At 58.3% G+C, this 25,980-nt stretch carries 23 protein-coding genes, 1 tRNA gene and 1 pseudogene; 23 read left to right on the top strand and 2 right to left on the bottom strand.

Translation table 11 applies throughout. From position 1 onward, the window contains the following. The first annotated feature begins 30 nt into the window (after positions 1-30). From LG373_RS09495 to LG373_RS09420, 16 genes are all read left to right on the top strand, one after another. A complete protein-coding gene (locus LG373_RS09495) occupies positions 31-1,350 on the top strand; it encodes an adenylosuccinate synthase (protein ID WP_114566338.1) in 1,320 nt (439 codons plus the stop codon). 64 nt (positions 1,351-1,414) lie between these two features. Then, positions 1,415-2,707: a phosphoribosylamine--glycine ligase gene (gene purD / locus LG373_RS09490; protein ID WP_225749662.1), complete on the top strand. Its 1,293-nt coding sequence runs from the start codon at positions 1,415-1,417 to the stop codon at positions 2,705-2,707. Between the two features lie 49 nt (positions 2,708-2,756). Beyond that, positions 2,757-4,064, top strand: coding sequence for a coproporphyrinogen III oxidase family protein (locus LG373_RS09485; RefSeq protein WP_114566336.1), 1,308 nt, complete (start codon positions 2,757-2,759; stop codon positions 4,062-4,064). 397 nt (positions 4,065-4,461) lie between these two features. Continuing rightward, on the top strand, positions 4,462-8,616 hold the full coding sequence (locus tag LG373_RS09480) for a prepilin-type N-terminal cleavage/methylation domain-containing protein (protein WP_225749661.1): 4,155 nt from the start codon (positions 4,462-4,464) through the stop codon (positions 8,614-8,616). Then, the gene (locus tag LG373_RS09475; RefSeq protein WP_225749660.1) at positions 8,613-9,284 is read left to right on the top strand and encodes a hypothetical protein; all 672 of its coding nucleotides are present in this window, start codon (positions 8,613-8,615) and stop codon (positions 9,282-9,284) included. The genes LG373_RS09480 and LG373_RS09475 overlap by 4 nt, the downstream gene beginning before the upstream one ends. After that, entirely contained in the window at positions 9,281-9,613 is a 333-nt protein-coding gene (locus tag LG373_RS09470) for a hypothetical protein (protein WP_225749659.1), read from the top strand. The genes LG373_RS09475 and LG373_RS09470 overlap by 4 nt, the downstream gene beginning before the upstream one ends. Continuing rightward, positions 9,610-10,140 carry a hypothetical protein gene (locus LG373_RS09465; RefSeq protein ID WP_225749658.1) on the top strand — a complete coding sequence of 177 codons (531 nt, stop codon included), beginning with the start codon at positions 9,610-9,612 and terminating at the stop codon, positions 10,138-10,140. The genes LG373_RS09470 and LG373_RS09465 overlap by 4 nt, the downstream gene beginning before the upstream one ends. After that, complete coding sequence (locus LG373_RS09460; protein WP_225749657.1) at positions 10,141-11,838, top strand: GspE/PulE family protein; 1,698 nt, start codon at positions 10,141-10,143, stop codon at positions 11,836-11,838. Between the two features lie 13 nt (positions 11,839-11,851). Next, entirely contained in the window at positions 11,852-12,907 is a 1,056-nt protein-coding gene (locus tag LG373_RS09455) for a type IV pilus twitching motility protein PilT (RefSeq protein WP_225749656.1), read from the top strand. Beyond that, a complete protein-coding gene (locus LG373_RS09450; RefSeq protein WP_225749655.1) occupies positions 12,907-14,115 on the top strand; it encodes a type II secretion system F family protein in 1,209 nt (402 codons plus the stop codon). The genes LG373_RS09455 and LG373_RS09450 overlap by 1 nt, the downstream gene beginning before the upstream one ends. Positions 14,116-14,212: 97 nt before the next feature. After that, entirely contained in the window at positions 14,213-14,608 is a 396-nt protein-coding gene (locus LG373_RS09445) for a prepilin-type N-terminal cleavage/methylation domain-containing protein (RefSeq protein WP_225749654.1), read from the top strand. Between the two features lie 54 nt (positions 14,609-14,662). Beyond that, on the top strand, positions 14,663-15,517 hold the full coding sequence (locus tag LG373_RS09440; RefSeq protein ID WP_225749789.1) for an A24 family peptidase: 855 nt from the start codon (positions 14,663-14,665) through the stop codon (positions 15,515-15,517). 32 nt (positions 15,518-15,549) lie between these two features. Next, positions 15,550-16,542, top strand: coding sequence for a pilus assembly protein PilM (gene pilM / locus LG373_RS09435; RefSeq protein ID WP_225749653.1), 993 nt, complete (start codon positions 15,550-15,552; stop codon positions 16,540-16,542). Positions 16,543-16,547: 5 nt separating this feature from the next. Beyond that, positions 16,548-17,216: a hypothetical protein gene (locus LG373_RS09430; protein ID WP_225749652.1), complete on the top strand. Its 669-nt coding sequence runs from the start codon at positions 16,548-16,550 to the stop codon at positions 17,214-17,216. Then, positions 17,203-17,805 (top strand): hypothetical protein, encoded by a 603-nt coding sequence (locus LG373_RS09425; RefSeq protein ID WP_225749651.1) that lies wholly within the window; start codon positions 17,203-17,205, stop codon positions 17,803-17,805. Before LG373_RS09430 ends, LG373_RS09425 begins: the two co-directional genes overlap by 14 nt. A gap of 63 nt (positions 17,806-17,868) precedes the next feature. After that, positions 17,869-17,944: transfer RNA gene (locus LG373_RS09420), tRNA-Phe, on the top strand. Positions 17,945-18,168: 224 nt separating this feature from the next. Here the strand turns inward: LG373_RS09420 and LG373_RS09415 are convergent. Next, positions 18,169-18,312 (bottom strand): annotated as a pseudogene (locus LG373_RS09415) (twin-arginine translocase TatA/TatE family subunit); the annotation flags it as partial. Between the two features lie 198 nt (positions 18,313-18,510). Here LG373_RS09415 and LG373_RS09410 point away from each other — a divergent pair. The 3 genes from LG373_RS09410 (at position 18,511) to LG373_RS09400 (ending at position 20,384) form a co-directional block, all read left to right on the top strand. Beyond that, the gene (locus LG373_RS09410) at positions 18,511-19,137 is read left to right on the top strand and encodes a TetR/AcrR family transcriptional regulator (RefSeq protein WP_225749650.1); all 627 of its coding nucleotides are present in this window, start codon (positions 18,511-18,513) and stop codon (positions 19,135-19,137) included. Positions 19,138-19,214: 77 nt separating this feature from the next. Beyond that, the gene (gene purE, locus LG373_RS09405; protein ID WP_114566311.1) at positions 19,215-19,685 is read left to right on the top strand and encodes a 5-(carboxyamino)imidazole ribonucleotide mutase; all 471 of its coding nucleotides are present in this window, start codon (positions 19,215-19,217) and stop codon (positions 19,683-19,685) included. Between the two features lie 12 nt (positions 19,686-19,697). Further along, on the top strand, positions 19,698-20,384 hold the full coding sequence (locus LG373_RS09400; RefSeq protein WP_114566310.1) for a queuosine precursor transporter: 687 nt from the start codon (positions 19,698-19,700) through the stop codon (positions 20,382-20,384). Positions 20,385-20,432: 48 nt separating this feature from the next. Here the strand turns inward: LG373_RS09400 and LG373_RS09395 are convergent, their stop codons facing one another. Then, on the bottom strand, positions 20,433-20,744 hold the full coding sequence (locus LG373_RS09395) for a zf-TFIIB domain-containing protein (protein WP_225749649.1): 312 nt from the start codon (positions 20,742-20,744) through the stop codon (positions 20,433-20,435). Between the two features lie 630 nt (positions 20,745-21,374). On the opposite strand from LG373_RS09395, the gene LG373_RS09390 reads away from it, so the two are divergent. From LG373_RS09390 to LG373_RS09375, 4 genes are all read left to right on the top strand, one after another. Beyond that, on the top strand, positions 21,375-23,384 hold the full coding sequence (locus LG373_RS09390; RefSeq protein ID WP_225749648.1) for a thiamine pyrophosphate-dependent enzyme: 2,010 nt from the start codon (positions 21,375-21,377) through the stop codon (positions 23,382-23,384). After that, positions 23,377-23,970 carry an indolepyruvate oxidoreductase subunit beta gene (locus LG373_RS09385; protein WP_225749647.1) on the top strand — a complete coding sequence of 198 codons (594 nt, stop codon included), beginning with the start codon at positions 23,377-23,379 and terminating at the stop codon, positions 23,968-23,970. Before LG373_RS09390 ends, LG373_RS09385 begins: the two co-directional genes overlap by 8 nt. Positions 23,971-24,162: 192 nt before the next feature. Beyond that, positions 24,163-25,398, top strand: coding sequence for a phenylacetate--CoA ligase family protein (locus tag LG373_RS09380; protein WP_216529287.1), 1,236 nt, complete (start codon positions 24,163-24,165; stop codon positions 25,396-25,398). Positions 25,399-25,693: 295 nt separating this feature from the next. After that, positions 25,694-25,885, top strand: coding sequence for a hypothetical protein (locus tag LG373_RS09375; RefSeq protein ID WP_147269851.1), 192 nt, complete (start codon positions 25,694-25,696; stop codon positions 25,883-25,885). Positions 25,886-25,980 lie beyond the last annotated feature (95 nt).

The following is a 25,980-nucleotide window of genomic DNA, read 5'->3' as shown; positions in this document are numbered from 1 at the left end:
GAAACCGGGGCGTTGAAAGGACTCACGCACATGCCCAGCACGGTTCTGATCGGTGCCCAATGGGGCGACGAAGGCAAAGGCAAAATCACTGACCTCATCGCGAGCGAATACGACTACGTGGTTCGCTACCAGGGCGGAAACAATGCCGGCCACACTGTTATCCACGGTAGCAGGAAACTGGCTCTTCATCTTATGCCTTCCGGCGTCATGTACGAGAACGCAGTGCCGGTTATCGGCAACGGCGTTGTCGTCGACCCGGGCGTGCTCATCAAAGAGATGGCCATGTTGGAAGCCGAGGGCATTTCCTGCAAGAACCTCAAGATCTCGTGCGATGCGCACGTTATCATGCCCTACCACAAAGACTTCGACGGCGCCGACGAAAAGCGCCTCGGTGAAAACAAGATCGGCACCACGAAGCGCGGCATCGGTCCCTGCTATCAGGATAAGGTCGCTCGCAAGGGCATCCGCATCCAGGACCTGTTGGACGAGAAGATCTTCCGCCTGAAGCTTGAAGCGGTTCTCGCTCAGAAGAATCCCGTTCTGGAGAAGATCTACGGTTTGCATACGTACACGGTGGAAGAAATCTGCGAAGAGTACCTGCCGTACGCTCGTATTCTCAAACCGTACATGGCCGAAACGGCGCAGCTGCTGAACGAGGCCGTGCGCGCGGGTAAGTCCATCCTGTTCGAGGGCGCGCAAGGCACGCTGCTCGACATCGATCACGGAACGTATCCTTACGTGACTTCTTCTTCGTGCTGCGCCGGTGGCGCGGCAACCGGAACGGGCGTCGGTCCTACGGCCATCGATCGCGTTTTGGGCATTCAGAAGGCGTACATCACGCGCGTCGGCGGCGGCCCCTTCCCCACCGAGCAGCGCTTTCCCGAAGATGGCGGCGTAGGCGAGGAAGCCGAGACCGGCGAGCTCATGTGCGCTGTCGGCCACGAATTCGGCGTGACCACGGGCCGCAAGCGTCGCTGCGGCTGGTTCGATGCGGTTATCGCGCGCTATGCAGCTGAGGTCAACGGCCTGACCGATGTGGCGCTGACCAAACTTGACGTTTTGAGCGCATTCGATACTATCAAGGTGTGCACGGCGTACGAGTGCGACGGCAAGGTTTACGATTACTTCCCCATGCAGCAGAGCGTTCTGTTCCATGCGAAGCCGGTGTACGAAGAGCTTCCCGGTTGGAAGGACGTCGATATCACCGGATGCCGTACCTTCGAGGACCTGCCGGAAACGGCGCAGCGCTACGTCGAGTACCTTGAGCGCATCGTCGGTGTTCCCATCAGCATTATCGCGGTGGGTCCCGATCGCGACCAAACCATCATGCGCGGCTGGGATCGCGCGTAGCTTCTCAGGCTTTCGATTTTCGAGCGTTTCACGTGAAACGCGTTGGTTGATGAAAGGAACGAATGTGAACATCCTGGTGTTGGGCGGCGGCGGTCGCGAAGATGCCATCACGTGGGCCTTGGCGAAGTCTTCTCGCGCCGATCGGCTGTACGTAGCTCCTGGCAACGGCGGAACCGATGCCGTTGCTCAGAACGTTGCCGGGCTGAATCCCGAGGATGCGGATGCCGTGCTGGCGTTCGTGCGGGAGCATGCGATTGACCTGGTTGTCATCGGCCCCGAAGCTCCTTTGGTCGCCGGCGTGGCGGACGTTTTGCGCGAAGCGGGCGTGGCTACGTTCGGACCCGATGCTCAAGGAGCCTTGCTGGAGGGCAGCAAAACCTACAGCAAGGAATTCATGCAAGCCAACGGTATTCCGACGGCTCGTTACGGCAGCTTCACGAACTTGGACGAAGCGCTCGCTTACGTTCGCGAATTGGGCGCTCCCATCGTTGTCAAGGCGGACGGCTTGGCAGCGGGCAAGGGCGTTGTCGTTGCCGACGACCTGGAAACCGCAGAGGATGCTGTTCGTTCCTGCTTCGACGGCGCGTTCGGCGATGCCGGCTCCACCGTGCTCATCGAAGAATGCCTGACGGGTCCCGAGTGTTCGTTGCTTGCGTTCGTCAGCAACGGCAAGGCTCACTGTATGACCACCGCACAGGATCACAAGCGCGCATTCGATGGCGACCGCGGTCCCAACACGGGCGGCATGGGCGTGTACTCGCCGGTGCCTATCGTTACCCCTGAAGAACTGGCCGCCATGCATGAGATCATGGAGACGGCTGCCGCTGCTACGGCTCGCGCGCCGTTTGCCCATGACTATCGCGGCGTTCTGTACGGCGGTTTCATGCTGACGCCGGAAGGCCCTAAGATCATCGAGTTCAACGCTCGTTTCGGCGACCCTGAGACGCAGGTGGTTCTGCCGCGTCTGGAAACCGACCTGGTAGATATCATGATGGCTGTTGCCGAGGGGCGTCCGGACGACATCACCTTGCGCTGGTCCGAGCAGTGGGCGGTGTGCGTGGTTTTGGCGAGCGAGGGCTATCCCGGATCGTACGAAAAAGGAAAGGTCATCCTTGGCGTCGACGAAGCCGAAGCCATAGAGGGCGTTACCGTATTCCACGCCGGTACTGCCAAGAACTACGACGAGGAACTTGTTACTGCAGGTGGACGCGTTCTTAACGTAGTGGCTTTGGGCGATTCGTTCGACGAAGCCCGCGAAAAGGCGTACGAAGCGTGCGACTATATCAATTTTGAAGGCAAACAATTCCGAACCGACATCGGCAAAAAAGCTGCTGCTGGACGGACCGCTTGGGAATAAAGGTTTCCGCCGTCCGAAAGGGCGGCGGTTTTTTTGGACAGAGGAGTCTATGCTATCTGAACGCATGCTTACGGCGGCAGTCCGCCAATGCACGAACCAGTACTTGAAACTCAAGCCCACTGACGAGCGCCGTGTTCCGGCTCCGGTGCCTGGTCAGAAATACATGCTTTACATGCACGTGCCTTTCTGCGAGCGCTTGTGCCCGTACTGTTCGTTCAATCGTTTCCCCTTTTCCGAGGATCGTGCGGTACCGTACTTCCAAAGCATGCGCAAAGAGATGATGATGCTCAAAGATTTGGGCTACGATTTCGACAGCCTGTACGTGGGCGGCGGCACGCCGACCATCATGATCGACGAGCTGTGCGACACTATCGACCTTGCTCGCGAGACGTTCTCTATCAACGAGGTCTCCAGCGAGACGAACCCGAATCATCTGATTCCTTCTTACTTGGATAAGCTGCAAGGTCGCGTTCAGCGTTTGAGCGTTGGCGTTCAGAGCTTCGATGACGACCTGCTCAAGCAGATGGATCGCTACGACAAGTACGGAAGCGCCGCCGAGATCTTGGCGCGCGTGCAGGATGCAAGCCCGTACTTCACGTCGTTGAACGTGGACATGATTTTCAATTTCCCGGCGCAGACCGAAGACGTGTTGATCAAGGATATCGAACGCGTGGTGGAAAGCGGGACCAGCCAAACCACGTTTTATCCGCTGATGGCCTCTCCGAGCGTCGCGCGCTCTCTGGCCAGGACGGTTGGCAAGGTTGATTACCAGCGTGAACGGCGTTTCTACGAGATTATCAGCGAACTGCTTGCCGGTGGTTCCGATCCACTGTTCGAGCACGGAAGCGCTTGGACGTTCAACAAGCGCGGCACGGGTGCTGCGGGCGATGGTGCGATGATCGACGAATACGTTGTGGACTACGAGGAGTACCCGGCTATCGGCAGCGGCGGTATCACGTATTTGGGAAAGAACCTGTACGTGAACACGTTCAGCGTGAACGACTACAATGCCGCAATCTCTTCCGATCGTATGTCGCTTATGGGAAAGACGGAGTTCTCGAAGCATGATCGCATGCGGTACCGCTTCATGATGCAGCTGTTCGGATTGAGGCTGGACAAGCGCCAGTTCGAGCGCGATTTCGGATGCACGGTGGAGCGCGGCCTTCCCGTAGAGGTTGGGTTCATGAAGGCGGCAGGAGCATTCGACCGCGATACGCCTGATGAGTTCACGCTTACGCCGAAGGGCCGCTATCTCATGGTTGTGATGATGCGCCAGTTCTTCATCGGCGTGAACAATCTGCGCGATCAGGCGCGCGCGTCCTTGGTTGGCGAGGAGCGCCAGTTGATTTTCGGCTAACTGCCGCACCCTTCGCGAGGTTCTTGAAAGCGATGCTGCAACGCAGCACCTCCCGAACATCTTGCAATGCAGTGTCGCCCGAGCGTCGAGGTTTCGCAAAGCGAAGCCCCGCTGCTCGGGCGATTTGTTTTCGCGTGAGAAGAAGCGAGGCCGCGGTCACGTGGTTTCCCGGAGGGGCTTCTTGCTGTAAAACCGCTATTAGCGCAGGTCGGACCAGTCTGTTTCCCAAAACTTTGTCGGCGCTTCGAGGAGCTGGGTGGCTCGTTTCCGCCGATTTCGATCGAGCGTTGACCGTCTTTATAATTGTCGTAGTAATGTAGTCTCATTTATGCCTGGTGGTGGTATCATACCAGCACAATTAGTTAAGAACTTGAACGAATGAGATAGGGATGCTTCTTTGGTAAAAGCGCATCAGGCACATACGAAAGGGTTTACGCTTGCCGAGCTGTTGCTGTCGGTAGCGATTCTTTTGGTGCTTGCAGCACTGGCGTTCCCTTCTATCGTAAGCGCTCAGAACAACATGCGCATGGTCGAGTTGAACAACGCCGCCGAGTCGATAGCAAACGCTGCGCAATCCCAGATGACGGCTAAAAAGGTATCGGGCGCGTGGTGGTCGCTCGTCGAGTCCGAGGGATTAGCCCAGACCAAGGCCGTGAATCTTCCCAGCACGATCAACGGAAGGCCGACCGATGCCCAAAATACGTTCTATATCACGGCTGACCAAGCCCGAAAGAGCAGTATCGTCCCTCCTCTTGCTGTGGATGATAGCGTTCGCCGGGGGGATTTCATCATAGAGTTCAATGTGACCACGGCAACAGTGGTCAGCGTGTTTTACGCGGATGGAAAAAGCGGGTTCTTCAGCTTTGCTCCCGATAGCACGAATGCCGCGCAAGAGTATTACGAAGCGGGGGGATCGCGCGACCGGGCCGCGCGCATGGCTGCCGATTACATGATTGGATATGCCGACTCCACTCCGCACGGGGCAACTCCTGAAATTGCTCTGCAAAACCCCGTGGTGTGGTTGAACGAAAATGGCGAGTTGTGCGTGCAGGATAAAAATCTGTCAAGGAACCCCGAATGGAAAACCTCTATCGAAGTGACCGTGTCTCTAGGCGCGAGCGTTCTTTCAATTTCAGGGCTTGATGGGACGGAAACCTCGTACACCGTGCAAGCGGGATCGGAGACCAAGACCAATTCCAACACGGTGAAAGAAACCAAAGTGTATTCCCTGGGATTGAAGGGCGATGCTGCTCAGGCTGACGTGTACGCAATCGATCTGAACGACTTGAAGCGCGTCTTGCAAGAGGCCGGCGGTCAAGGAGACCTTGCTGTTACGATTGGTGCTTTGTCGAGCTCAGCGGGTGATATTCGCGCGGACGCGCGAGTTTCCTGCTTGGAGAAAACATCCGTTCCTGCTACGGCATCTGCTTATTTCAAGTGGCCTGAAAAGGTGGCGAAGCTTTCGGTTTTGGTAACCAATCCTGCTCTTGAGGCTAAAAACAATGGCGGCAAATCGCGCGCCGCTCATATATCGGGCGTCTATGCCGATCCTTCGGTGAAGCTGGTCACAACTGCAGGCGAGCCGCCGGTTACGGGTATTTCCATGATATCGACCGAGGCGACGTTCGAGCTTAGTGCGGCGGGAATAAAAACATCTTCGGTGCTTGCCGCCGAGAATATCGAATCAACGCGGCAGTCGTATTCGGGAGCCTGGGTGAAACTTGCGGACGCTCGAGAACAGCAAGCTAACGTATTCGTTTCCGCAGGCTCGTACACGTCTCAGGTGGGAAGTTCTATCGACGTAAGCGGAATGGTCAATCCTGGAAACAACGAGTTGCTGTGGTCTGGCGGAAAACCGTTCGAGGCAAGCGGGAAACAGCGTCAGTATCAGATATACGAAATATGGGTCAACGGCGAACGAGCCGGCTATTTGGACCAAGGTGCTTGGACGTGGGAGAATACGAATCTCGGACGCGATCTGCGTGAATGCGTGCAGTGGTCGGGCAAGGACGCGTCCTTGCCTGCTGCGGAGTCGGCCAACTATGCCACATCGCTTACTATAGACACCGTCAAACTCTACGATTTGGTCGAGCAGGACTTCGATGGGTATGAGATATATGTTCGCACCACGCCGCGCGCGGATGAGGTTCAAGCGTACTTTTCCAGTCTAGCCCCGCGCTTTGCCGAGTACTTGTCGAACGGAAAGACTACGACGGGGTCGCGCGGCGTGAACTTGGGCGCACCGATTCGCCAGCCGTTTGAAAACGAGTTCGGCGCCTCTTCTACCGTTGCTTTGTACAATGTGACCACCAAGGGCGGCAGCTTGAATCTTTCGAACGGAGCGTTCCCTCGTCAGGGGGACGTGCGCGTGTATTACACGGCGGCGCCTGCCGTTGCTTGGGGCAAAGGGCTGGACAACGTGACTACGTACACGAAGCTTCCGAGCGCGCAATTGTGGCTGTACGAGAAGTCCGACGGTTATTTGTCGAGCAATCCGTCGGCATACGTGAGGTCGTCGCGTTCGGGCGCGAGCAGCGATTACGCGCTCAGCAAAACCTCGTCCGCCGATTACGAGTTGTCCACCGAAAGGGACTACCTTTTCTACCGAGCCGTTGAGTATTGCGACGGCAACGGCAAGCGCCTTGACGGGTACGATGTTCAGTACGTGCCCTATACCGTCCAGGATGACAAAACGCATGCGTCTATCTCGTTGCTTCCGAACAAAGAGGGCCTGGCGTTTGCAGGCTGGAAGGTTGAGGGCGACAGCACTTACCAATCCCCCTCGTTCACTATTATGCCTACCTCGAATTCTCTGGTGGGCGATTGGGACTCGCAGCTTGCGTTCGGCGCGGTCAAACTGAAGGCGCAGTACAAGGAAGTTCCGAAGGATTCCGTTGGGCTGATGTACCTTGAATTCGACCAGGATAATAAAGTGACGGGTTATTACGGAACGCTGGACGGTTCGTCTTGCGACGGTGATCTTCCTGGAAACAACGAGATTGCCTCATGGGGTTACTACGTTGTGGTGCCCGCCGGAGCGGCAGCGCCGGAGTATCAGCAAGGCGGCAATGCCCAAGATCCTTGGAATTGGAAATCGCTAAAAGAGAGCAAGGTCGACGTAGACTTCTCCGTCGGCGGTATTCGGTACGATGCGTACAAAGCGCCCGGTACGGTTTGGGGGCAGTCTCAAAAAAACACGCTGCATTACCCGTTCCGACTTGGGGCGAATCAGCACGACTATTGGTACAACGTGAATTTTGCAGCTGCAATTGCCGTTGATGATGGCGAGGCTGACGACTGGGGGGAGGACGATAGCCCCTGGAGCGTTCGTCATGCGGACCAGTTCGTAGGGTGCCTGCCTGCGTACGATGTGCAGGAACATTACGTAAAGCACGCCTTTCTCCAATCGCACGATATGGATTTGTCGGCTGCTGCAAACGGTGGCGACGCGTCTCGGAAATACAATTTCGCTCATGCGTTCAAAGGAATTTACGACGGGGGTACTTACCGGATAACGGGGTATCAGCTAGCGTCGGGCATTGGTGACGTAGGGGCCTACGCAGGGCTGTTCCCCAAGGCAAGCGATGCAACTTTGAAGAATATCAAGATTGTGGGGTTTGAGCAGAATAGCGCTTCAAAAGAGCTGGTTACAACTAGAGCGGGATCTATAGGCATTTTGGTGGGTTTGGCTAAGGAATGTACGATTGAAAACTGCTCCGTGTCAGGTGAAGGCAGGGCCAGCTTAACCGATCCTTCGCTGGTCATTGACATCCCGGCGACGAATGGAACAACGAACGTTGGCCTGCTGGTTGGCGAAGCCGAGAATTGCTATATTTTTAACAGCTCTGCTACGAACCTTGCTGTGGTCATGAAGAATCCGTACCCCTCTTACAGCGGCCCCGTTCTCAATGTCGGCGGCTTGGTAGGTTATGCCAAGGAGTCGAACGAACCCGACGAAGACGGCGAAAAAGTTGGAGTGGAAGACTGCGAGGTCTTTGCAGTCGCATTGCAGGCTAGCGTTCGATTCGATTCCTCGAAGGAACAAGCGAGCGTCAGGATGGGCGGATTGCTGGGCATGCTTAGATTCAGCGGCCAGTTCCCTTATCTTGAAAATAGTCAGAAGATCGCCGTTTCCTATGCCGATCTTTCTCTGCGCTCGATCGGACCAGAAAGTCCGGTTGATTCGTTCGTGGGTTCGCTCATCGGCTTTGCGAAGGGCAATCATATCGGCTACGGTCAAGTAAAGCATCTGGTTGGGACAGAGGTGTACTTCGTCGATGCTGATGGAAACAGGGAAAAGCTTGGAGAGAAGGATGTGATAGGGGGTCAGACCAAGCACGCGCAGGCGCTGCTTGCCGCGAGCGTTGGCGGCTCCGCTGAAGCTTCCTCGCGGTCTAACGATCAGCGTTCGGTGGCTGCTGTAGACCCAAGCCCGTCCGACCAGCAGCCTGTTCCCAATCCCAATCAACCGCAGTCAACCGAACCTGCACCTGAGGATGCGCCTCCGGGTGCTGCGGATGCTGAGGATCCTGCGGAAAAGGCCGCGGCATGAACCGCGCGCTTCAACATACCCTGCGTGACGAACGCGGCGCCTCCATTGGTATCGCGCTCGTGTTCTTTTTGATTTGCGCGATCGTTGGGTCCGTGGTGGTAACGGCTGCTTCGGTGAATGCGAAAGCGGTGCAGACCCACAAGGATTTGCAGCAAGATGAGTACTCGATGGCATCCGCCGCGGATCTTATAGCCCAGCAATTAGGCGGCGAGGACACGATATTGGACGAGGATTATGAGGCGCGCCCAGCGCCTTGCGTGACGGTTTCGATCAGCTACGGACCGGACGAGAAGCCTTCCGTCGACGTGAGCAAAGTTTATTCGGAAGTCGGGAAAGGCTTCTGGACGAAAGACCGGACAGCGACAATCCTTGCCTGCCGGGAGCAAGGTATTCCTTATACAATAGGCGATTCGTCGTCCGATCGCCTTGTTGTGCACCCGCCGTTCGAATCGAAAGCTATGGACCCCGTGTACGGCAAGGTGACGGTGGATGCCGACCTGAACGTAACCGTTGAGCTGTCGCTTGACGAAGAGCTTTCAGCAAGCTCCCCCTACAATATGACGGTGTCCGTTCAGTGTACTCCGACGTATGATGCCGCCGGTCGTTTGGCTGCGTTCACATACGGGGATAATACTGTTGTCAAGAAGGCTTCGGGAGGTCAGTCATGACCGAATCCTTGTTCGACAGGTTCCGCCGCAAGGTTGTCGACCGTCGGGGCGACTCCATGGTTGAAGCGCTGGTGGCTATCTTGATTGCTGTGCTGGGCGCAACGATGCTGGCCACTATGGTGATGGCGTCTGCGAGCACGGCGATTCAGAGCGAGCGCGCGCTGGACGCTTCGTACGATGCGGAATCGAATCTCATGAATTCGCATGTAGACCTGACCAAGGTAAAAGTCTACATTCCCAATTCGGAAGGGGCGAATGACCCGGAGCCGGCGGTGACGCTTTACGGTTCGGGCGATTATGAGCGCTATTGCGAAGGCAAGCGCGCATGAAAAACGTGAAGTACAGAGCCATGCTCCGCAGCCGCTTGCGCGATACGCGGGGATTCATGCTGGGCGAACACCTGATCAGCATCTTGTTTATCGGGTTGCTGTGCGTTGCGGTAACCGCCGGATTGCAGGCGGCCATGAACTCGTACAGTCGCATTACCGTGCAGACGAAAGCCAACGCGATGCTCATGCAGGCGGTCGAGGAGGTAAGCGACGAGCTAACGTACGCGCTTGAAGTGGAGGGCGACGGGGTGCAGTCTGACGAGAGCCCTCTGTATTTCACAAGCTCCACGCGGCATGAAATCGCCTTGTTGCAGTCCGACGGTCAGCAAGGCATCTGGTTGAACGCCGACGGCGCGCAGGCTCTTCTTGCTCCTGCCGAAGACGGCCTTACCCCGCGGCTTGAAATGCTCTCGTACAATGCCGCCTCCAAGACCTGGTCTTTCGAGTTGGGCGTGTACGCCGAAGGAGACGTCGCGCAGGATGCGCTTGCCAAAACCACCATGAACGTACTGAGGATAGGATCGTAAATGCCTTACAAACGTTTGGGAGACGTGCTGTTCGATGCGGGCCTCGTGACCGAGGACCAGATAGAGCATGCGCTTTCGGAGCAGAAAACAACGAAGCGCCGTCTGGGCGACGAACTTATTGCCGAGGGCATCATTACGGAAGCGGGTCTGATCGAGGCGTTGCAGATGCAGTTGGGCGTCGAATTCATCGATTTGTCCCAGGTTGATCTTGATCCCGAGATGAGCCGCGTGGTGTCCAAGAACGTCGCGCGCCAGTACAACGTCGTGCCGGTTCGCACTACGCCTGACGAAGTGTACCTGGCTATGAGCGACCCGCTGAACTTCATGGCCATCGAAGCGGTGAAGCACGCCACCCGCAAGCGCGTCGTTCCCATGGTTGCCATGCACGACGCCATCATGCGCGCCATCATGACGCTGTACGGCAACGAAGGCGCCGCTCGCGCGATCGAGGAAATGAAGCGCGATGCGCGCCCGGCGGACGATTCGTCCAGCGGGTTTGCCGCTACGTCGCTCGGCGACGATGCCGACGCCCAGTCCGCGCCCACGGTGCGCCTGGTGAACAGCATCATCGAGCGCGCGGCAACCGAGCGGGCAAGCGATATTCACCTTGAGCCGCGCGAAGCCGACCTGCACGTGCGCATGCGCATCGACGGTTTGCTGCGAACGATACTGACGGTGCCGAAGGAGCTTCAGGCATCCGTTATCTCGCGTCTTAAGATCATGGGCGGCATGAACACCTCGGAGCGTCGCGTTCCCCAGGATGGCCGCGCGAGCATTCGCCTGAAGAAACAGGATATCGATCTGCGTATCAACACGCTGCCCACTATCCACGGCGAAACGGTGGTTGTTCGTCTGCTCGACAAGAACGACAGCCTGTTCGACCCTCAGGGCATCGGCCTTACTGGGGAAAACCTGGAAAAATACAATCGCCTGATCAGCTCGAACAACGGTATGGTTCTGATCGTCGGGCCCACGGGCAGCGGCAAAAGCTCCACCATGTACACCATGATCCGCCATCTCAACACCGATTCGGTGAACCTGGTTACGCTCGAGGACCCCGTGGAATACAACATCGACGGAGTGAACCAAGTCCAGATCAACGAGAAAACGGGCATGACGTTCGCGAACGGCCTGCGCGCTATTTTGCGGCAGGACCCCGATATTGTGGCGGTGGGCGAGATCCGCGACGGCGAGACGGCCGAGATCGCCATGCGCGCCGCCATCACCGGGCACCTGGTTCTGTCCACCGTGCACACGTTCGACGCTGCGTCTACGATCGATCGCCTGGTCGACATCGGCGTCGAGCCGTACCTTATCGCAAGCGGCATTCGCGGCATTATCTCCCAGCGCCTGGTTCGCTTGGTGTGTCCGCATTGTCGGCAGGAGTGCGATCCTCAGCCTGAAGAATTCGAGACGATCGGGCTGCCGTACGACGCGCACGTCAAGTTCTACCGCGGGACGGGCTGTCCCCTGTGCTTCGGAACGGGGTATCGTGGAAGGACCGGCGTGTTCGAGATATTGACGCTCGATCGCGCTTTGCGCACCTCGATCACAGGAGGCGCGACGCGCGAAGAGCTGCAGGGCGCCATCGAGCGTTCGGGTTCGTTCAAAACCATGGAAGCTTCCTGCCGTGAGCTGGTGCTCTCTGGCGTGACAACCGCCGAGGAAGCCCGCAAGACCATTACGGCGTTGGAATAGCAAGGAGCCGATCATGAACGTAGAGGAACTCATAGCTTCCGCGCATCGTGCGCAGGCGTCGGACGTGCATCTGGTGTGCGGCCTTCCGGCCAAGTTTCGCGTTGTGGGTCGATTGACGAACGCGGGATTCGCCGACGACGCGCCGTTGACGCACGACGATTGCGAGCAGCTTGCACGGCAGCTGGCCGGCGACGATTTCGAGCGCATCAAGCGCTCGGGAGAGCTTGACCGAGCCGCCACCATTGCCGGTGTGCGCGTTCGTATCAACCTGTTCCGGCAGCAAGGCCACGTCAGTGCCGCCCTGCGCCTTTTGTCCGACGCCATACCCGCGCTCGAATCGCTGGGGCTTCCGCCTGCGGTGCTCGATTTCCCCCGTATCCAGCGCGGCATCGTGGTGGTTACGGGTGAAACGGGCAGCGGCAAGTCGACCACGCTGGCTGCGCTCATCAACAGCATCAATCATACGAGCGACCAAAACATCATCACCATGGAAGACCCCATCGAATACATCTACACGCCGGATCGCTCGATTGTCTCTCAGCGCGAAATCGGTCAGGATACGGCTAGCTACCATGACGCCCTGCGTGCCGTCCTGCGCGAAGACCCCGATGTCATCCTTATTGGGGAGATGCGCGATTTGGAAACCATCCAAACGGCGCTGACCGCTGCCGAAACCGGCCACTTCGTGCTGGCCACGTTGCACACGAAGTCAGCGGCGGATTCCATCGACCGTATGGTGGACGCGTTTCCCGAGGGCTTGCAGCGACAGATTCGCATGCAGCTTTCCACCTGCCTGGTGGCTGTTCTTTCACAGCAGCTGTTGCCGCGCCGCGACGGGGCGGGCCGCGCGTTGGCCTGCGAGCTCATGATGGTGACGCCCGCTATCCGCAACCTTATTCGCGAGGCGAAAACGCCGCAAATCGCCAGCTCGCTTGCCACTTCGGCGGCGGCAGGCAGCGTGTCCATGGACAATGCGCTGATCCAGTTGGTACGCACGCGCGCCATCAGCTTGGAAACGGCAGCCGCCGCAGCGTACGACGAAGACTACGTGAGAAGGAACGCGCGCTAATGCCTGCATACACCTACATGGGAGTTGCCAACGACGGACAGCGCATCAACGGCGTGGTCGAGGCGTTCGACGAGATCGAGGCCATGGAAAAGGCCCGCGAACTGTGCCGCGTGGTCCAAAGCGTCAAAGAGGTCAAAAAAGGCGCCAATATTTTAACCATGGACATTACCAAGCCGAAGGCGAAAACGAAGAACCTCGCCACCATGTGCACGCAGTTCTCGACCATCTTGAAAGCGGGCTTGCCTATTGGGCGCGCCGTGTCGTTGGTGGCCGACCAGACCGCCGATAAGTACCTCAAGCGCGTGCTGGTCGAGGTTGCCGCCGACGTATCGGCGGGGTACGGGCTTGCCGAAAGCTTTGAGAACAAGGGCGAGAACTTGCCGCGCGTGTTCGTCGAAACCGTGCGCGCCGGTGAGGAAAGCGGGCACCTGCCCGAGTGCTTCGCGCGCCTGCACGCGTATTACGATAAGCGATCCAAGGTGGCCGCCAAGGTGGCCAGCGCGCTCACGTATCCCATCTTCGTGCTGATCATCGCTGTGGTTGTAGTGGCGGTGATGATGGTGATGGTGGTGCCGGCCATAGCCGGCATGGTTTCGTCGCTGGGAAGCGACATGCCGGGCATCACGCAGTTTTTGATCGATTCCTCCAACTGGGTTTCGGCGAATATCGTGATGGTGCTGGTGATCGTGGCGTTGTTGGTGCTGGGCATCAAGCTGTACAGCACCACCGAATCCGGAAAAACGCAGTTCGCGAAGATTCGGCTGAACCTGCCGGTTCTTGGCGTGATTGGAAAGTACTCGGGTGCTTCGCAGTTTGCGAACACCATGGCCATGCTCATATCGTCGGGGCTTTCCATGCCTCGTGCAGTGTCGGTGACGTCTCGCGTGATGGACAACTATGTGCTGTCGCGCGAAGTGGGGCGCATGGAAGCAGGGCTGGAAGAAGGCCGAACGCTGGGCGAATGCATGATCGACTGCCGCTGGTTCCCGCGCACGCTTATCGAGATGACCATCGTGGGCGAACACACCGGAGAACTTGAAGAGACCTTGGAAACCATGGGGTCGTTTTACGATAGCGAAACGCAACGCGTGACCGATCGCGCGCTTTCGCTTATGGAGCCGACCCTGCTGGTTCTGATGGCGATATTTGCGGGCTTCATCGTGGTGGCGTTGTACTTGCCGCTGTTTACCATGTATGCTGCAATGTAACGAAATAGATAAGCTATGACTTATTTTCGTTGCATTGTGCAGAATATAACGTGAATTTGGCACGACGGAAGTGCTAGACCAGGAGAAAGGAACAACTATGAAGGAAATGATCAAGAAGATTCGCGAGGAGAAGGGCGGCTTTACGCTAGCCGAGCTCCTGATCGTGGTTGCGATCGTGCTCGTGCTGGTCGCGATCGCCGTGCCGGTGTTCACGGGCGCGCTGGATAAGGCGAATGAGGCGGTTAAGGCGGCCGATATTCGTGCTGTAAAGGCTGTGGCGGCAACTGAAATCATTCTGGAAAAAGGCCCCGAGAATCTTAAGTCCGGAAAATGGACTGCGACGGCAACGGTTGACGAGAACGGCAATGTTGGTCAAGTGACTATTGCCGAGTGGAAAGAGGGCGATAAGGATGACGCCGTGCCGGTAAATGGAGATAAGGGATACACCGTAACGGCTGTTGTTTCCTCAAGCGACGTAACCCCTGCTGCTTAATTGCCCCTCCCCATCAACATCTTCACGCCAGGTGAGGCGGCCATCCTTCTGGGGATGGTCGCCCTCCTTGGCGCGTGCATGGGCAGCTTCATCAACTGTTTGGCATGGCGCATGGTGCACGGCGAAAGCGTCCTGCATGGGCGCAGCCATTGTCCGGCGTGCGACCATGCGCTCGGCCCCCTCGACTTGGTGCCCGTCGTATCGTGGCTGGCCTTGAGAGGCCGATGCCGTCACTGCAAAGCCCCGGTCAGCCCTCGCTACGCGCTTGTCGAGGTTGTTATGGCAATCGTGTTCGTCGCGCTTGCGGTGGTGCATGGCTTCGGCATTTCCGTCTTGGCGTACATGGCGCTCGCGACCATTCTCATGGGCGCGGCTTTGGTTGACCTGGACACGTTTACCATCCCGAATGGGTTCGTTGTCGCGGCGCTGCTCGTTTGGGCGGCTTCCGTAGGGTTCATGTCTCCTCCGGCAAACGGAAGCTTTGGCGTGGGCAGCCTGTTCGTTTCGTTGACGGGTTTCGGGTGGGCGTCGGTGGCGCTCGACGGTTTGGCAGGCGGCCTTGGCGTAGGCGGCGGCATCCTGCTGTTCTCCATCATGTTCGATGCCGCAACGAAGCGCGCTTCCCTGGGTGGCGGCGACGTAAAGCTCTTGTTTGCGGTGGGGTTGTTTCTGGGATTGGCCGGTTCGTTGCTGAACCTGCTGATCGCTTGCATTGCCGGGTTGGTGTTCGCCCTTGTCCGGGGGCTTTCCGCTTCGCCCGATGCCGTTGCAGACGGTGCGGCGGATTCGGGTTCTGAAAGCTTCCGGACAAAGGCGATCCCGTTCGGTCCCGCTATCTCCTTTGCAACGGTGCTGACGTTGCTGGTGGGACCGGCGGCTCTTACGTGGTATACGGGATTGTTCTTGTAGGGTTCAAAAGAAGGTTGAAAGGATCACGCCGCATGGGCAAAACGTGCACAGGCGTCGACATCGGCGAAAGCAGCATCAAACTTGCGGTGTGCGAGGGGGATGCTGTTAAAAAGGTGGTAGTGGAGTCCCTTCCCGAGGGTCTTGTTGTCGACGGCCGCATCGTGAGTCGCGACGCTATGGCCGATTTCATAAAAAGCCTGGCCAAAAGCGCAGGCGGTATCTCCAAGGACGTTGCGTTGGTGCTTCCTGCGGCCGACAATCTAGTGCGTCGGCTTACGTTGCCCGCCATGACCGAGAAAGAGCTGAAGCTCAACCTTCCCTACGAGTTTCGCGATTACATAGCACAAGGCAAAGACCGGTACCTGTACGATTACGCCGTGCTTTCCATGAACGAAGCCCCGGACGGAACGCCTAAAACCATGGATCTTTTGGCCGTGGCGTCGCCTCGGCAGACGATCGCCGACTTTGCGGAGTTGTTTCGTCGCGCCGGCTTGCGGTTGCGTGTAGCATTGCCCGAGCAAGCGGCGTTTCAGAATCTGATCAGGAAAAATCCGATTGCGTTTCAGAATTGCTGCGTCATCGACTTTTCGTATCGCGCCACGAAGCTGCACTTCTTCTTGGACGGAATGTACGACGTTGCTCGCTCTATTGAGATCGGCGGGATGGATATCGATCGCGCACTCGCTCGCGAACGCGGCGTTGACGAGCATGTTGCCGTGAAGTACAAGCTGGCGGATTTTGAGGACGCGCAGCATTCTAAGGAAGTTCAGTCGATATACGCATCTATCGCCGTAGAACTTGGAAGGGCTTTGAACTTCTACAGCTTCAATAATCCTACGGCAGCTATCGAGGTGGCGTATTGCTGCGGCGGCGGAACGCTGCTGGAGCCTCTTATGGAAACCATCGATGCCCACACGAACATCGAACTTCGCCCCATTATCGACCTTATGCCCTTCACCACAAGCGATCGCGACTTGCGCACCTTGTGCCCGGCCGCCGTGGGCGCTACCAGGAATGCGAGGTGAGGGGCGTGGATCTGAAAAAACCGGTTTCCATCAAAGGGTTCTCGCCCTCGGCGAAGAAGGATTCCTATCCCACAAAAACGTTCATCAACCTTGTGGCGGTCGAGCAGCAACGTGGGTCGCGTGCAACCTACGTTGCCTTGTTCGCGATAGGTTTGGTGCTGATTGCCCTGTTCGCCAAGTTCGCGGTTGTGGACCCGTTGGCTGCAAGCGCGGCAAGCGGTCGAGACGTTGCGGCCGCGCAAGCCCAGCTTGATGCGCTGAGGGATCAGAACGACGACTACGCAGAACTGAACAAGCAGTACGCTCGCTACGTGGTCACGGGGCTTTCCGAAGAGGAGATGAACCTGGTCGACCGCGATACGGTGCTCGATTTGCTGGAGCAGAAGGTATTGAGCGTAGGGTACCTGTCCTCGCTGAAGGTGTCGGGAAACAAAGCGACTGTTACCTGCTTGGGAGTGGATCTTACCAAGGTGTCGCACCTGGTCCAAGACCTGGAAGGCGACGATCGCGTAGCGCACGTAACGGTTTCCACCGCGCAAGGAGAAACCGACGCGGTTGCGTCGGCCACCATCGAGATAACCTTCAAGGGCGCGCTCGACCAGGCGGCTGGCAAGGCGATGGCGGAAGCGCAGGGCGACGTGGCGAAGAAGGGAGGCAGCAATGGCGCGGCGTAGTTTCTTGAATCGCTCGTTCTCCGGTCGCGAAAAGGGCCTGCTGCTGGTGCTAGTCGTTCTGCTGGTGGGTGCCTGCCATTACTTTTTTGTGGTGAAGAGCGTAGCCGACACCGTGGCTGCCAACGAACAGCAGCTTGAGGACATTCGATTGCAAGTTGACCAGCAGACTATGCTGGCAAGCGTTCGTCAGCGTATGCAGGCCGAGTTGGATGAGCTGGGCAAGCAGCAGCCGGTTCCCGAGGTGGCGGTGTACGACAACCTGAAAAACGAGCTTGACCAGCTCAACGCGTTGATGGCTTCTGTGATTACGTACGATCTGAAGTTCGAGCAGTCCGTGCTTGACGGGCATCTGGTGCGCCGCCCGGTAACGGTTTCGTTTACGACTTCCAATTACAGCGCCGCTCTTGATGTGGTTCGGGCGTTGGAGAACGGCGCTTATCGGTGCGAGATCATGAACTTCTCCATGACGGGAAAGCTGTTGGCGGACGGGTCGGTCGAAAGCGTGGCTTCGACGTTTAACGTTACATACCTTGAAACGACGAACGGCTCCACGAATCTTGGAGGCCTTGTTGAGAAAAGCGCGAAGTAGGGCTTGACCGCAGGTGGCTACATCGGTAAAATATCAATCCGCGTCCTTTACGGATAGCGAAATGGTCGGGTAGCTCAGTTGGTAGAGCAGCGGACTGAAAATCCGCGTGCCGAGGGTTCAAGTCCCCCTCCGACCACCATTGCATTGCGAAGCGCCCCGATTGGGGCGCTTTTTCGTGTCTGAACTTTCGTCTGCCTCTGATCGGGCGTGCGGTGCTGGAGGGTTGCGAGTTTTCGCTCGCACACCGTCTTTATCGGCCCTTATATACGAAAACGCCCCGGTGATCGGGACGTTTTCGGGGGCATGAAACGCATGCGGTTAAGAGCGGCGCTACGCTCCTTGCGTGGCGCTCGGCTCCATGTCGTCGTCTTCGACGCGACCGCGCAGCTTCTTCACGCCTCGGCCGAGCATGGCCCCCAGCTTCGGCAGATTTTTCGGACCGAAGATAAGCAGGACGGCTACCAGAATCAAAACAAGTTCAGGCATTCCCATGCCGAATATCCTCATGCTGCACTCCTTCTTGAGCAAGTTTCCGTGCCTAGCGGTTCTCTGCGTGCGCGTTTGCGCGGTTGCGTGTATTTGACTTGCATTATAGCAACATTAAATTTATAGTCACTACAATTTTATAGGTAAACAACAATATTGCTGCAAGGTTCAGCACAGCTTCGTATAATTCGAATCGATATTGCAAACGAAGGGTTGACTATGTCTAACGATGCGGCTCCGCACGGCTTGCGCGAGCGAAAGCGCCGTGCAACGCGTGCGGCTATCGAGCGCGCGGCTATCACGTTGGTGCAAGAGCGAGGGTACGACAATATAACGGTTGCGCAGATTTCCGAACGCGCCCAGGTGTCTCAAGGCACGTTCTTCAATTATTTTCCTACGAAAGATGCTGCAATCGTGGGCATCGGTACGTACAACCTTGATCCCGATGCGGTTCATGCGGCGTTCGACCGCCTGATGCCCGCTACCATGTTCACCGCCACGCTGACGCTGTTCTTGCAGGTGGTTGAATCGTTCGACTGGGAAAGCGACGTATCGTCGCTTCGCGTTGCGTTGGTGAAAGACACCCCGTCGCTTATGAAGATGTTCTTGGACAACGCGTTTGAATTCGTAGCCGATTTCAGGACGCTTGTAGCTTCGTATCTGGACGAACGCCCGCAATTGCGCACGTGCCCCGAGCTTCTGTCGTCTTCTGAAGAGGCGGGCATCGTGGTTTCCGAGGCGTTGGAGGCGGCGAAGTTCGCGTTGTCTCGCGCGGCGCGAAACCCGTCCGAAGGGCTTATGTCGGCAGAGGACGTGGAGGAGGTCGTTCGCCGCATCGTCGGATGATACACTTGCAGCGAACGAAAACAGACGCGTCGCGCGCGGGATCCGCGCCGCGGAGCGAACGAGGAGAAGGAGCAGTCATGTCCTGCGAACCGAACACCCCGCTTGTGGGCATTATCATGGGATCTGAAAGCGACATGCCGGCCATGGAGCCGTGCATGAAGCAGCTTGACGAGTTCGGCATTCCGTACGAGGTCAAAGTTGCCAGCGCGCATCGCAAGCCGGCGGACGTGCACGACTGGGCGTCTACTGCGCACGAGCGCGGCATCCGCGTGATTGTGGCTGCGGCCGGCAAGGCGGCGCATTTGGGCGGCGTGGTGGCGGCTTACACGCCGAACCCGGTCATCACCGTTCCCATGAAGACCAGCGACCTAGGCGGATTGGACTCCCTTCTTTCCATGGTGCAGATGCCTTCCGGCGTTCCCGTAGCGTGCGTTGCTATCAACGGCGCGAAGAACGCCGCTATCTTAGCTGTTCAAATGCTGGGCACGGGCTGCGACGACGCGCGTCAGAAGATCATCGACTTCAAGCAGGGCATGGCCGAAGCATAGGAGCAGGCGAACGTGACCGAGCATCAGGGGGATGGCGCCGCTCTTGTCTGCCCGGCAAGAGACGGCGCCCCGGCCGTTTCGGCGGAAGGCTTGCGCGTGTACGGAGTGTTCACGGCGCTGTTTTGCGGTACGTTGGTTATATCGAACGTACTGGCCGCAAAAGCTCTTGATCTGGGGCTTTTTACGCTTCCAGCATCTATTTTGACGTTCCCCGTGGTGTATATAATCAATGACGTGCTGTCCGACGTGTTCGGATTCAAGCGCATGCGCTCGGCTATTTTGCTGGGATTCGCATTGGCGGCGTTGGCGGCGTTGGCGTTTCATGTTGCCATCGCGCTTCCGGGCCTTGATCCGAGCGTCGACAGCGCCTTCGCTATTACGCTGGGCAGCTCGTGGCGCATTCTTTTAGGCTCGCTTGCCGCTTATTTGCTGGGGAGTTTGCTCAACTCGTACGTGATGGCGTCCTTGAAGCGGCGCTTCGACAAGCACCTGTTCTTTCGTTGCGTTTCGTCGACCCTTTTAGGGGAAACGGTGGACTCCCTTGTGTTTATTACCATCGCGTTCGCCGGAACGTTTTCGCCGGAGGTCGTCATTGCCATGGTCGCTTCGCAAGTGCTGTTCAAGGTGCTGTACGAAGTTGTTCTGTATCCCGTAACGAAACTGGTGATCGTGAGGGTTCGAGCGCGTGTGGCCGCCTAACGACGTATTGCGGTAGTCTTCGGACGGCCACGCGACGCACGAAGCTGGCTAGTCGCCGAAATCGAAGAGGTCGCCCAGGAAATCCCCGCGCTTTTTCTTCTTTCCCTTTTTGTAATAGTCGTCACGGTATTTGTCCTCATAGCGGCGATCGTCGTAACGGCGCTCGTCGTAGCGCTCGGGCGCGCTTGCATACGATGCGCTCGGCGCGGCAGCGGGGGCCGCCAGGGACGTTGAGCGCTCGATGATCTTGTCAAGCTCGCCGCGGTCGAGCCATACGCCGCGACATTGCGGGCAGTAATCGATCTCGATGCCTTGGCGCTCGCTCATGATCAGGTCGACATCGCAGAGGGGGCATTTCATAGGAACCTCCTGCTCTCGGGGATGCAAAACGATGCGCCTCCATTTTGAGCGCAAACGCGCCTTGGGTAAAGTTCTTTGCTTTTATATCAGAAACGACATAAGAATTTCTTGCCTGCATAGAGGGGGTTCGAGGATGAACTGCGCGGATGCGAACGGGGCCCATGTCAAAGAAATCAAGCTTCGAAGAGCAATTCCGATCGGCGTATTCGTAAAAATGCCCGTCGCGTTCCAGGATAAGGCCAATGCGCGGTTTTATGGTTTTGTAGGCGACGATCGGTGCCGCAGGCCCCCCGCTCGCGTCCACATTTTCAGGGACCGCCGATCAACCCGATGTCGATGTTCGCTCGGCGGGGCGGTTTTGCTCGGAATGCTCGCGGCCCGGTTGCGCTTGCTTCGCTGCGCGTCTCTCGTTGCATATCGAATGCCGTTCGACAACGGGCAAAGCGCACCTCTTGTTCGAGGTCGCGCGGCACTTCCTGTGGAGAAGGCTCTCCTGCGACCGATGTGCAGCGGCTCCATCGAAAATCCTAGCGAAGGGTTTGCTATCATGGGAACGGAAATGTTTCACGTGAAACACTCGTTCGTGTGCAGGTCCTTCACGAACCGCGAAAAGCGAGACAGGCGAGACGTATGACGAAGCAATTGTTGATGGGGAACGAAGCGTTCGCGCACGCGGCGCTTGAGTCGGGCGTGCGCGTGGTGGCGGGATATCCTGGCACTCCGTCTTCCGAGGTTATCGAGACGATAGCGAAACTGCACGGCGCAGGCAGCGCGCGCGACGTCCATGTGGAGTGGTCGACGAACGAGAAGAGCGCGCTTGAAGTGGTGGCCGGTGCTGCCTACTGCGGCGCACGCACGCTGTTCACCTGCAAGCAGGTGGGTCTTAACGTTGCGAGCGATCCGCTGATGAGCCTGAACTACGTGGGCGTGAAGGGCGGTACCGTGCTGTTCGTGGCCGACGATCCCGGCCCCATATCGTCTCAAACCGAGCAGGACACGCGCCGCTTCGCCTCGTTCGCGAAGATCCCCGTTCTTGATCCGGCTACTCCCGACCAGGGGTTTGCCATGATGCAGGCCGCCTTCGACCTGTCCGAGCGCTACGCTACGCCCGTTATCGTGCGGCCTACCACGCGCATTTGCCACGCGTCCACGTTCTTCGAGGTTGCCGAGACGACGGTTGCCCGTCCGGTGCCGAAAGAGGGCTTCGAGCGCGATCCGAAATGGGTCATCTTCCCGCGCCGCGCATACGAAGCGCACGGCGAGATAAACGAGCGCTTGCGGTGCATCGCCGGCGATTATGCGAACGATCCGGTTCTGTCGGCGTTCAACCCGATTGAAGAAGGCGGCGCCGCGCACCCTGCTGCCGCGGAAGACGCGTCGCAGGAAGCTTCCGTTCCCCGCTTGGGCATTGTGGCGGGCGGCGTTTCGGCTGCTTACGCGCGGGAAGCCTTGCGCATGATCGAGGAGCGTGCGGCGCTTGAGGGCTTCGAGGTCCCGGCCTATCGTTTTTGGCAGGTGGGAACCCCGTATCCCTTCCCCGAGGAAACCGCCGAACGCTTCGCGCAGGGGCTTGACCAGGTGCTCGTGCTTGAAGAACTCGACCACGTGCTGGAAGACGCTTTGCTGGTCTTTGCGGGACGCACGCATGCGTCGTTCGACGTGAAGGGCAAGCTTACCGGTGACGTGCGCGACCGCGGCGAGAACGACGTGGACGATGCCGTCGTCAGAATCACTCGCTTTCTGGGCCTTTCCGACGGGCGCTCCGCCGCCCAGCCGCCCGTGTACGAGTCCGCTGACGCTCCGCTGCCGGTCCGCCCGCCCGTTTTGTGCGCAGGCTGCCCTCATCGCGGCAGCTTCTACGCCATTAAACGTGCTCTGGGCCGTACGCCCGCCGTCCTGTGCGGAGACATCGGCTGCTACACGCTGGGCAACGCCCAGCCACTCGATGCGGTCGACACGTGCTTGTGCATGGGCGCGGGTATCACGATGGCGCAAGGATTTGCCGTGGCCGAGCCGCAGAAGAAAACGCTCGCGTTCGTGGGCGACTCGACGTTTTTCGCAAGCGGTCTTCCGGGCATTGTGAACGCGGTGTACAACGGCCACGACATCACGGTGTGCGTGCTGGATAACGCGACCACTGCCATGACCGGTTCTCAGCCGCATCCGGGCACCGGCGTGACGCTGATGGGAGATACGCGCACCCCTATTTCTATCGAGCGCGTTCTGGAGGCCGTGGGCTTCGAATGCATCGTCCATGCTGATCCGCTGAACTTCGACGAATCCACGAAGGCCGCTCAGAAGGCCGTCTCGTTCGAGGGCCCCTCCGCCATCCTGTTCGAATCTCCTTGCATTCAGCTGGTGAAGCCGAATCCTCCGGCGGTGATCGACCAGGATCTGTGCACGGGCTGTAAAAAGTGCATCACGGAAATTGGCTGCCCGGGTATAGGGTTCAACGTTGATGCGCGCGGGCCAAAGAGCAAAGAGCGCGGTCAGGCGTTCGTTGACGAAAGCCTATGCAACGGATGCACCCTGTGCACCCAGGTGTGCCCGTTCGATGCGATCACGATGTCGGACGCGAATGCGTCGTTGGCGGACAAACCCCTTAACGGCTCTGCGATGGAAGGAGGCTCCCATGCGTAATGTGCTGCTTGCGGGCGTCGGCGGCCAGGGAACCGTGCTGGCTGCGAAGGTTCTGGCTCAAGCGGCCCAGGACAAGGGTTGGCATGTTCGCACTGCCGAGACTATCGGCATGGCGCAGCGCGGCGGGAACGTGGTGTCTCACGTGCGCATGGGCGATCAGGGCGAAGAGGTGTTCGCGCCATTGGTTGCACAGGGCACGGCCGATCTGGTGATTGCATTCGAGCCCGCCGAGGCGGCGCGCGTTCTTCCGTATCTTTCTTCCGACGGGGTGATGGTTACTGCGGTTACGGCCATCCAGCCGGTGACTGCGGCGCTGGGCAAGCATCCTTACCGCGCCGACGACGTTGTGGACGGCATCGCTCGATCTTTGGCTGGGACGCAAGCTCGACTGATTGCCATAGACGACGCCGCGTTGACGGAGGCGGCCGGCGGCCGCAAGGTGCTCAACACGCTGCTGCTGGCTAGTGCGTTGAACACGAACTGCATCCCGATCAGCCTGGACGACTTGCGCCGCGCGGTCCGCGCGTGCGTGAAGCCGCGCTTCGTGGACCTCAACCTTGCTGCCATCGATGTGGCGGCAAGGTAGGCTCGTCCTTTTCAAAGTGCTTTGCATTGTTCGATTGTTCGCCTAGAATGGAACGCATGGAATTCGTATTCAACAATATGCCTTGTATAGCCGTGGGTCCGGCTGGTCGATGGCTTTAGCTTCAAGTCTCGCTCTGTGCAGGCTTGAAGCATCTATGAATCGAACATTCCGGTTGAGAGAAAAGGACCCCTCATGCAGATGACTGCCGATCAGCTTTCCCTTATCAAAAAGCAATTCGAAACGCTGAAAAACCGTTCCGCCTTCTATCGATCCAAGTTCGAGGGCATCGACTTGTCCGATGTGCAGACTCAGCAAGATTTCGAGAAGCTGCCCTTCTCCGAAAAAGACGACCTGCGCAACGCGTATCCTTTGGGACTGCAAGCCGTTCCCGACGAAGAGATCGTGCGCATACACAGCTCCAGCGGAACCACGGGCACGCCCGTGATCGTTCCCTATACGCAGCAGGACGTTGTCGACTGGGCCGTGCAGTTTGCGCGCTGCTACGAAACCGCAGGGATCACCAATAAGGATCGCATCCACATCACGCCTGGTTACGGCTTGTGGACGGCGGGCATCGGGTTCCAGCTGGGTGCCGAACGACTGGGCGCGATGGCTATTCCCATGGGGCCGGGCAACACGGAAAAGCAGCTGAAGATGATGCAGGATCTTAAATCGACCGTGCTGTGCGCAACCAGCTCGTACGCGCTGCTGCTGGCCGAAGAGATTGCCGAGCGCGGCCTGCGCGACAAGATCTGCCTGCGCAAGGGCGTTATCGGCAGCGAACGCTGGGGCGACAAGATGCGCCAGCGCATTTCGGGCGAGTTGGGCGTGGAGATCTTCGACATCTACGGACTGACGGAGGTGTACGGCCCCGGCATCGGTATTTCGTGCAGCGAGCACAACGGTATGCACGTGTGGGCCGACTACGTGTATATCGAAGTGGTCGACCCCGTTACGGGAGCGCCCGTGCCCGACGGCGAGGTGGGCGAGCTGGTGCTGACCACGTTGCGCAAGCAGGGCGCGCCGCTCATTCGCTACCGCACGCACGACCTGACGCGCATCATCCCCGGCGACTGCGCCTGCGGGCTGGCGCATCCGCGCATCGACACGCTGACGGGCCGCACCGACGACATGTTCAAGGTGAAGGGCTGCAACATTTTCCCGGCTCAGGTTGAAGAGGTCATCTCGATAACCGACGGGGCTTCCAGCGAGTACCAGGTGATGATCGAGAACATCAGCGGCAAAGACGTGCTGACCGTTCTGTTCGAGACCGCGTTGCAGAACGAGGCAAAGGAGCGCGCCGAGCAGGAACTCGCCATGATCTTCAAGGCGAAATGCGGTTGCACTCCTGACGCCAAGGGCGTTCCCATGGGTGAGCTTCCGCGCAGCGAAAAGAAGACCAAGCGCATCTTCGACAGCCGATACTAAATGCGCTTTAGCGTGAGGCTTGCGCGGATGATACGTTGATGGTGCTCCTCCCCGTGCGCTGAGCAGGCGTGCGGGGAGGTTTTTGCTTTGGCGCGACGGATTGTCGACGCCTTTGTCTTGCGCGCTGCGCGTGAAGAAGGCGGGTTCGTTGCCTGTCGACTGCGGCTTGCGGTTCGCGGTTCGTCACCTGTGGCCTAGGGCTTGCGGTCCACGGCTTGCGTCTGCGCGAAGAAGCGCATGGCTCGTTCGCGGTATTTTGCCGCCTGTTGGCGCTGCGCTATGGTAAAGTGTCCCCATGCATTCTGCAAAGGGACATATCGTTGTTGACGAACGCTGGCGTTTGGAGCTGGCTCTCGCGGCGGCGTGCCGGGCTTTCGCCCCTCGGTCCTCAGAAATTCTCGCACCGCTCGACTTGGGCTCGAAGCCCTGCGCGCTCGACGCCGCCGAGCCTCATTACGTTTCCTATTATTCCTATCGATACCTCTAGCACACGGGGTTCTGCTGGCGCGTCGTCGTACCTCGACGCATCCGTTGGAAATTCGTGTGCGCCTTCAAGCTCTTGAACGGGCTTTTTTGTTGCAG

This window comes from Paraeggerthella sp. Marseille-Q4926, assembly GCF_916618935.1.
Lineage (GTDB): Bacteria > Actinomycetota > Coriobacteriia > Coriobacteriales > Eggerthellaceae > Paraeggerthella > Paraeggerthella hominis.
This window is presented reverse-complemented; position numbering and strand designations above follow the sequence as displayed.

Excerpts from the sequence above, each read along its gene's own strand:
- LG373_RS09460 (WP_225749657.1), top strand. The coding sequence starts at position 10,141 with ATGCCTTACAAACGTTTGGGAGACGTGCTGTTCGATGCGGGCCTCGTG.
- LG373_RS09380 (WP_216529287.1), top strand. The coding sequence starts at position 24,163 with ATGCAGATGACTGCCGATCAGCTTTCCCTTATCAAAAAGCAATTCGAA.
- LG373_RS09485 (WP_114566336.1), top strand. The coding sequence starts at position 2,757 with ATGCTATCTGAACGCATGCTTACGGCGGCAGTCCGCCAATGCACGAAC.
- LG373_RS09390 (WP_225749648.1), top strand. The coding sequence starts at position 21,375 with ATGACGAAGCAATTGTTGATGGGGAACGAAGCGTTCGCGCACGCGGCG.
- LG373_RS09475 (WP_225749660.1), top strand. The coding sequence starts at position 8,613 with ATGAACCGCGCGCTTCAACATACCCTGCGTGACGAACGCGGCGCCTCC.
- LG373_RS09385 (WP_225749647.1), top strand. The coding sequence starts at position 23,377 with ATGCGTAATGTGCTGCTTGCGGGCGTCGGCGGCCAGGGAACCGTGCTG.
- LG373_RS09425 (WP_225749651.1), top strand. The coding sequence starts at position 17,203 with ATGGCGCGGCGTAGTTTCTTGAATCGCTCGTTCTCCGGTCGCGAAAAG.
- LG373_RS09465 (WP_225749658.1), top strand. The coding sequence starts at position 9,610 with ATGAAAAACGTGAAGTACAGAGCCATGCTCCGCAGCCGCTTGCGCGAT.
- LG373_RS09440 (WP_225749789.1), top strand. The coding sequence starts at position 14,663 with ATGGTCGCCCTCCTTGGCGCGTGCATGGGCAGCTTCATCAACTGTTTG.
- LG373_RS09455 (WP_225749656.1), top strand. The coding sequence starts at position 11,852 with ATGAACGTAGAGGAACTCATAGCTTCCGCGCATCGTGCGCAGGCGTCG.
- LG373_RS09375 (WP_147269851.1), top strand. The coding sequence starts at position 25,694 with ATGCATTCTGCAAAGGGACATATCGTTGTTGACGAACGCTGGCGTTTG.
- LG373_RS09445 (WP_225749654.1), top strand. The coding sequence starts at position 14,213 with ATGAAGGAAATGATCAAGAAGATTCGCGAGGAGAAGGGCGGCTTTACG.
- purE (WP_114566311.1), top strand. The coding sequence starts at position 19,215 with ATGTCCTGCGAACCGAACACCCCGCTTGTGGGCATTATCATGGGATCT.
- LG373_RS09410 (WP_225749650.1), top strand. The coding sequence starts at position 18,511 with ATGTCTAACGATGCGGCTCCGCACGGCTTGCGCGAGCGAAAGCGCCGT.
- LG373_RS09450 (WP_225749655.1), top strand. The coding sequence starts at position 12,907 with ATGCCTGCATACACCTACATGGGAGTTGCCAACGACGGACAGCGCATC.
- LG373_RS09395 (WP_225749649.1), bottom strand. The coding sequence starts at position 20,744 with ATGAAATGCCCCCTCTGCGATGTCGACCTGATCATGAGCGAGCGCCAA.
- pilM (WP_225749653.1), top strand. The coding sequence starts at position 15,550 with ATGGGCAAAACGTGCACAGGCGTCGACATCGGCGAAAGCAGCATCAAA.
- LG373_RS09495 (WP_114566338.1), top strand. The coding sequence starts at position 31 with ATGCCCAGCACGGTTCTGATCGGTGCCCAATGGGGCGACGAAGGCAAA.
- LG373_RS09470 (WP_225749659.1), top strand. The coding sequence starts at position 9,281 with ATGACCGAATCCTTGTTCGACAGGTTCCGCCGCAAGGTTGTCGACCGT.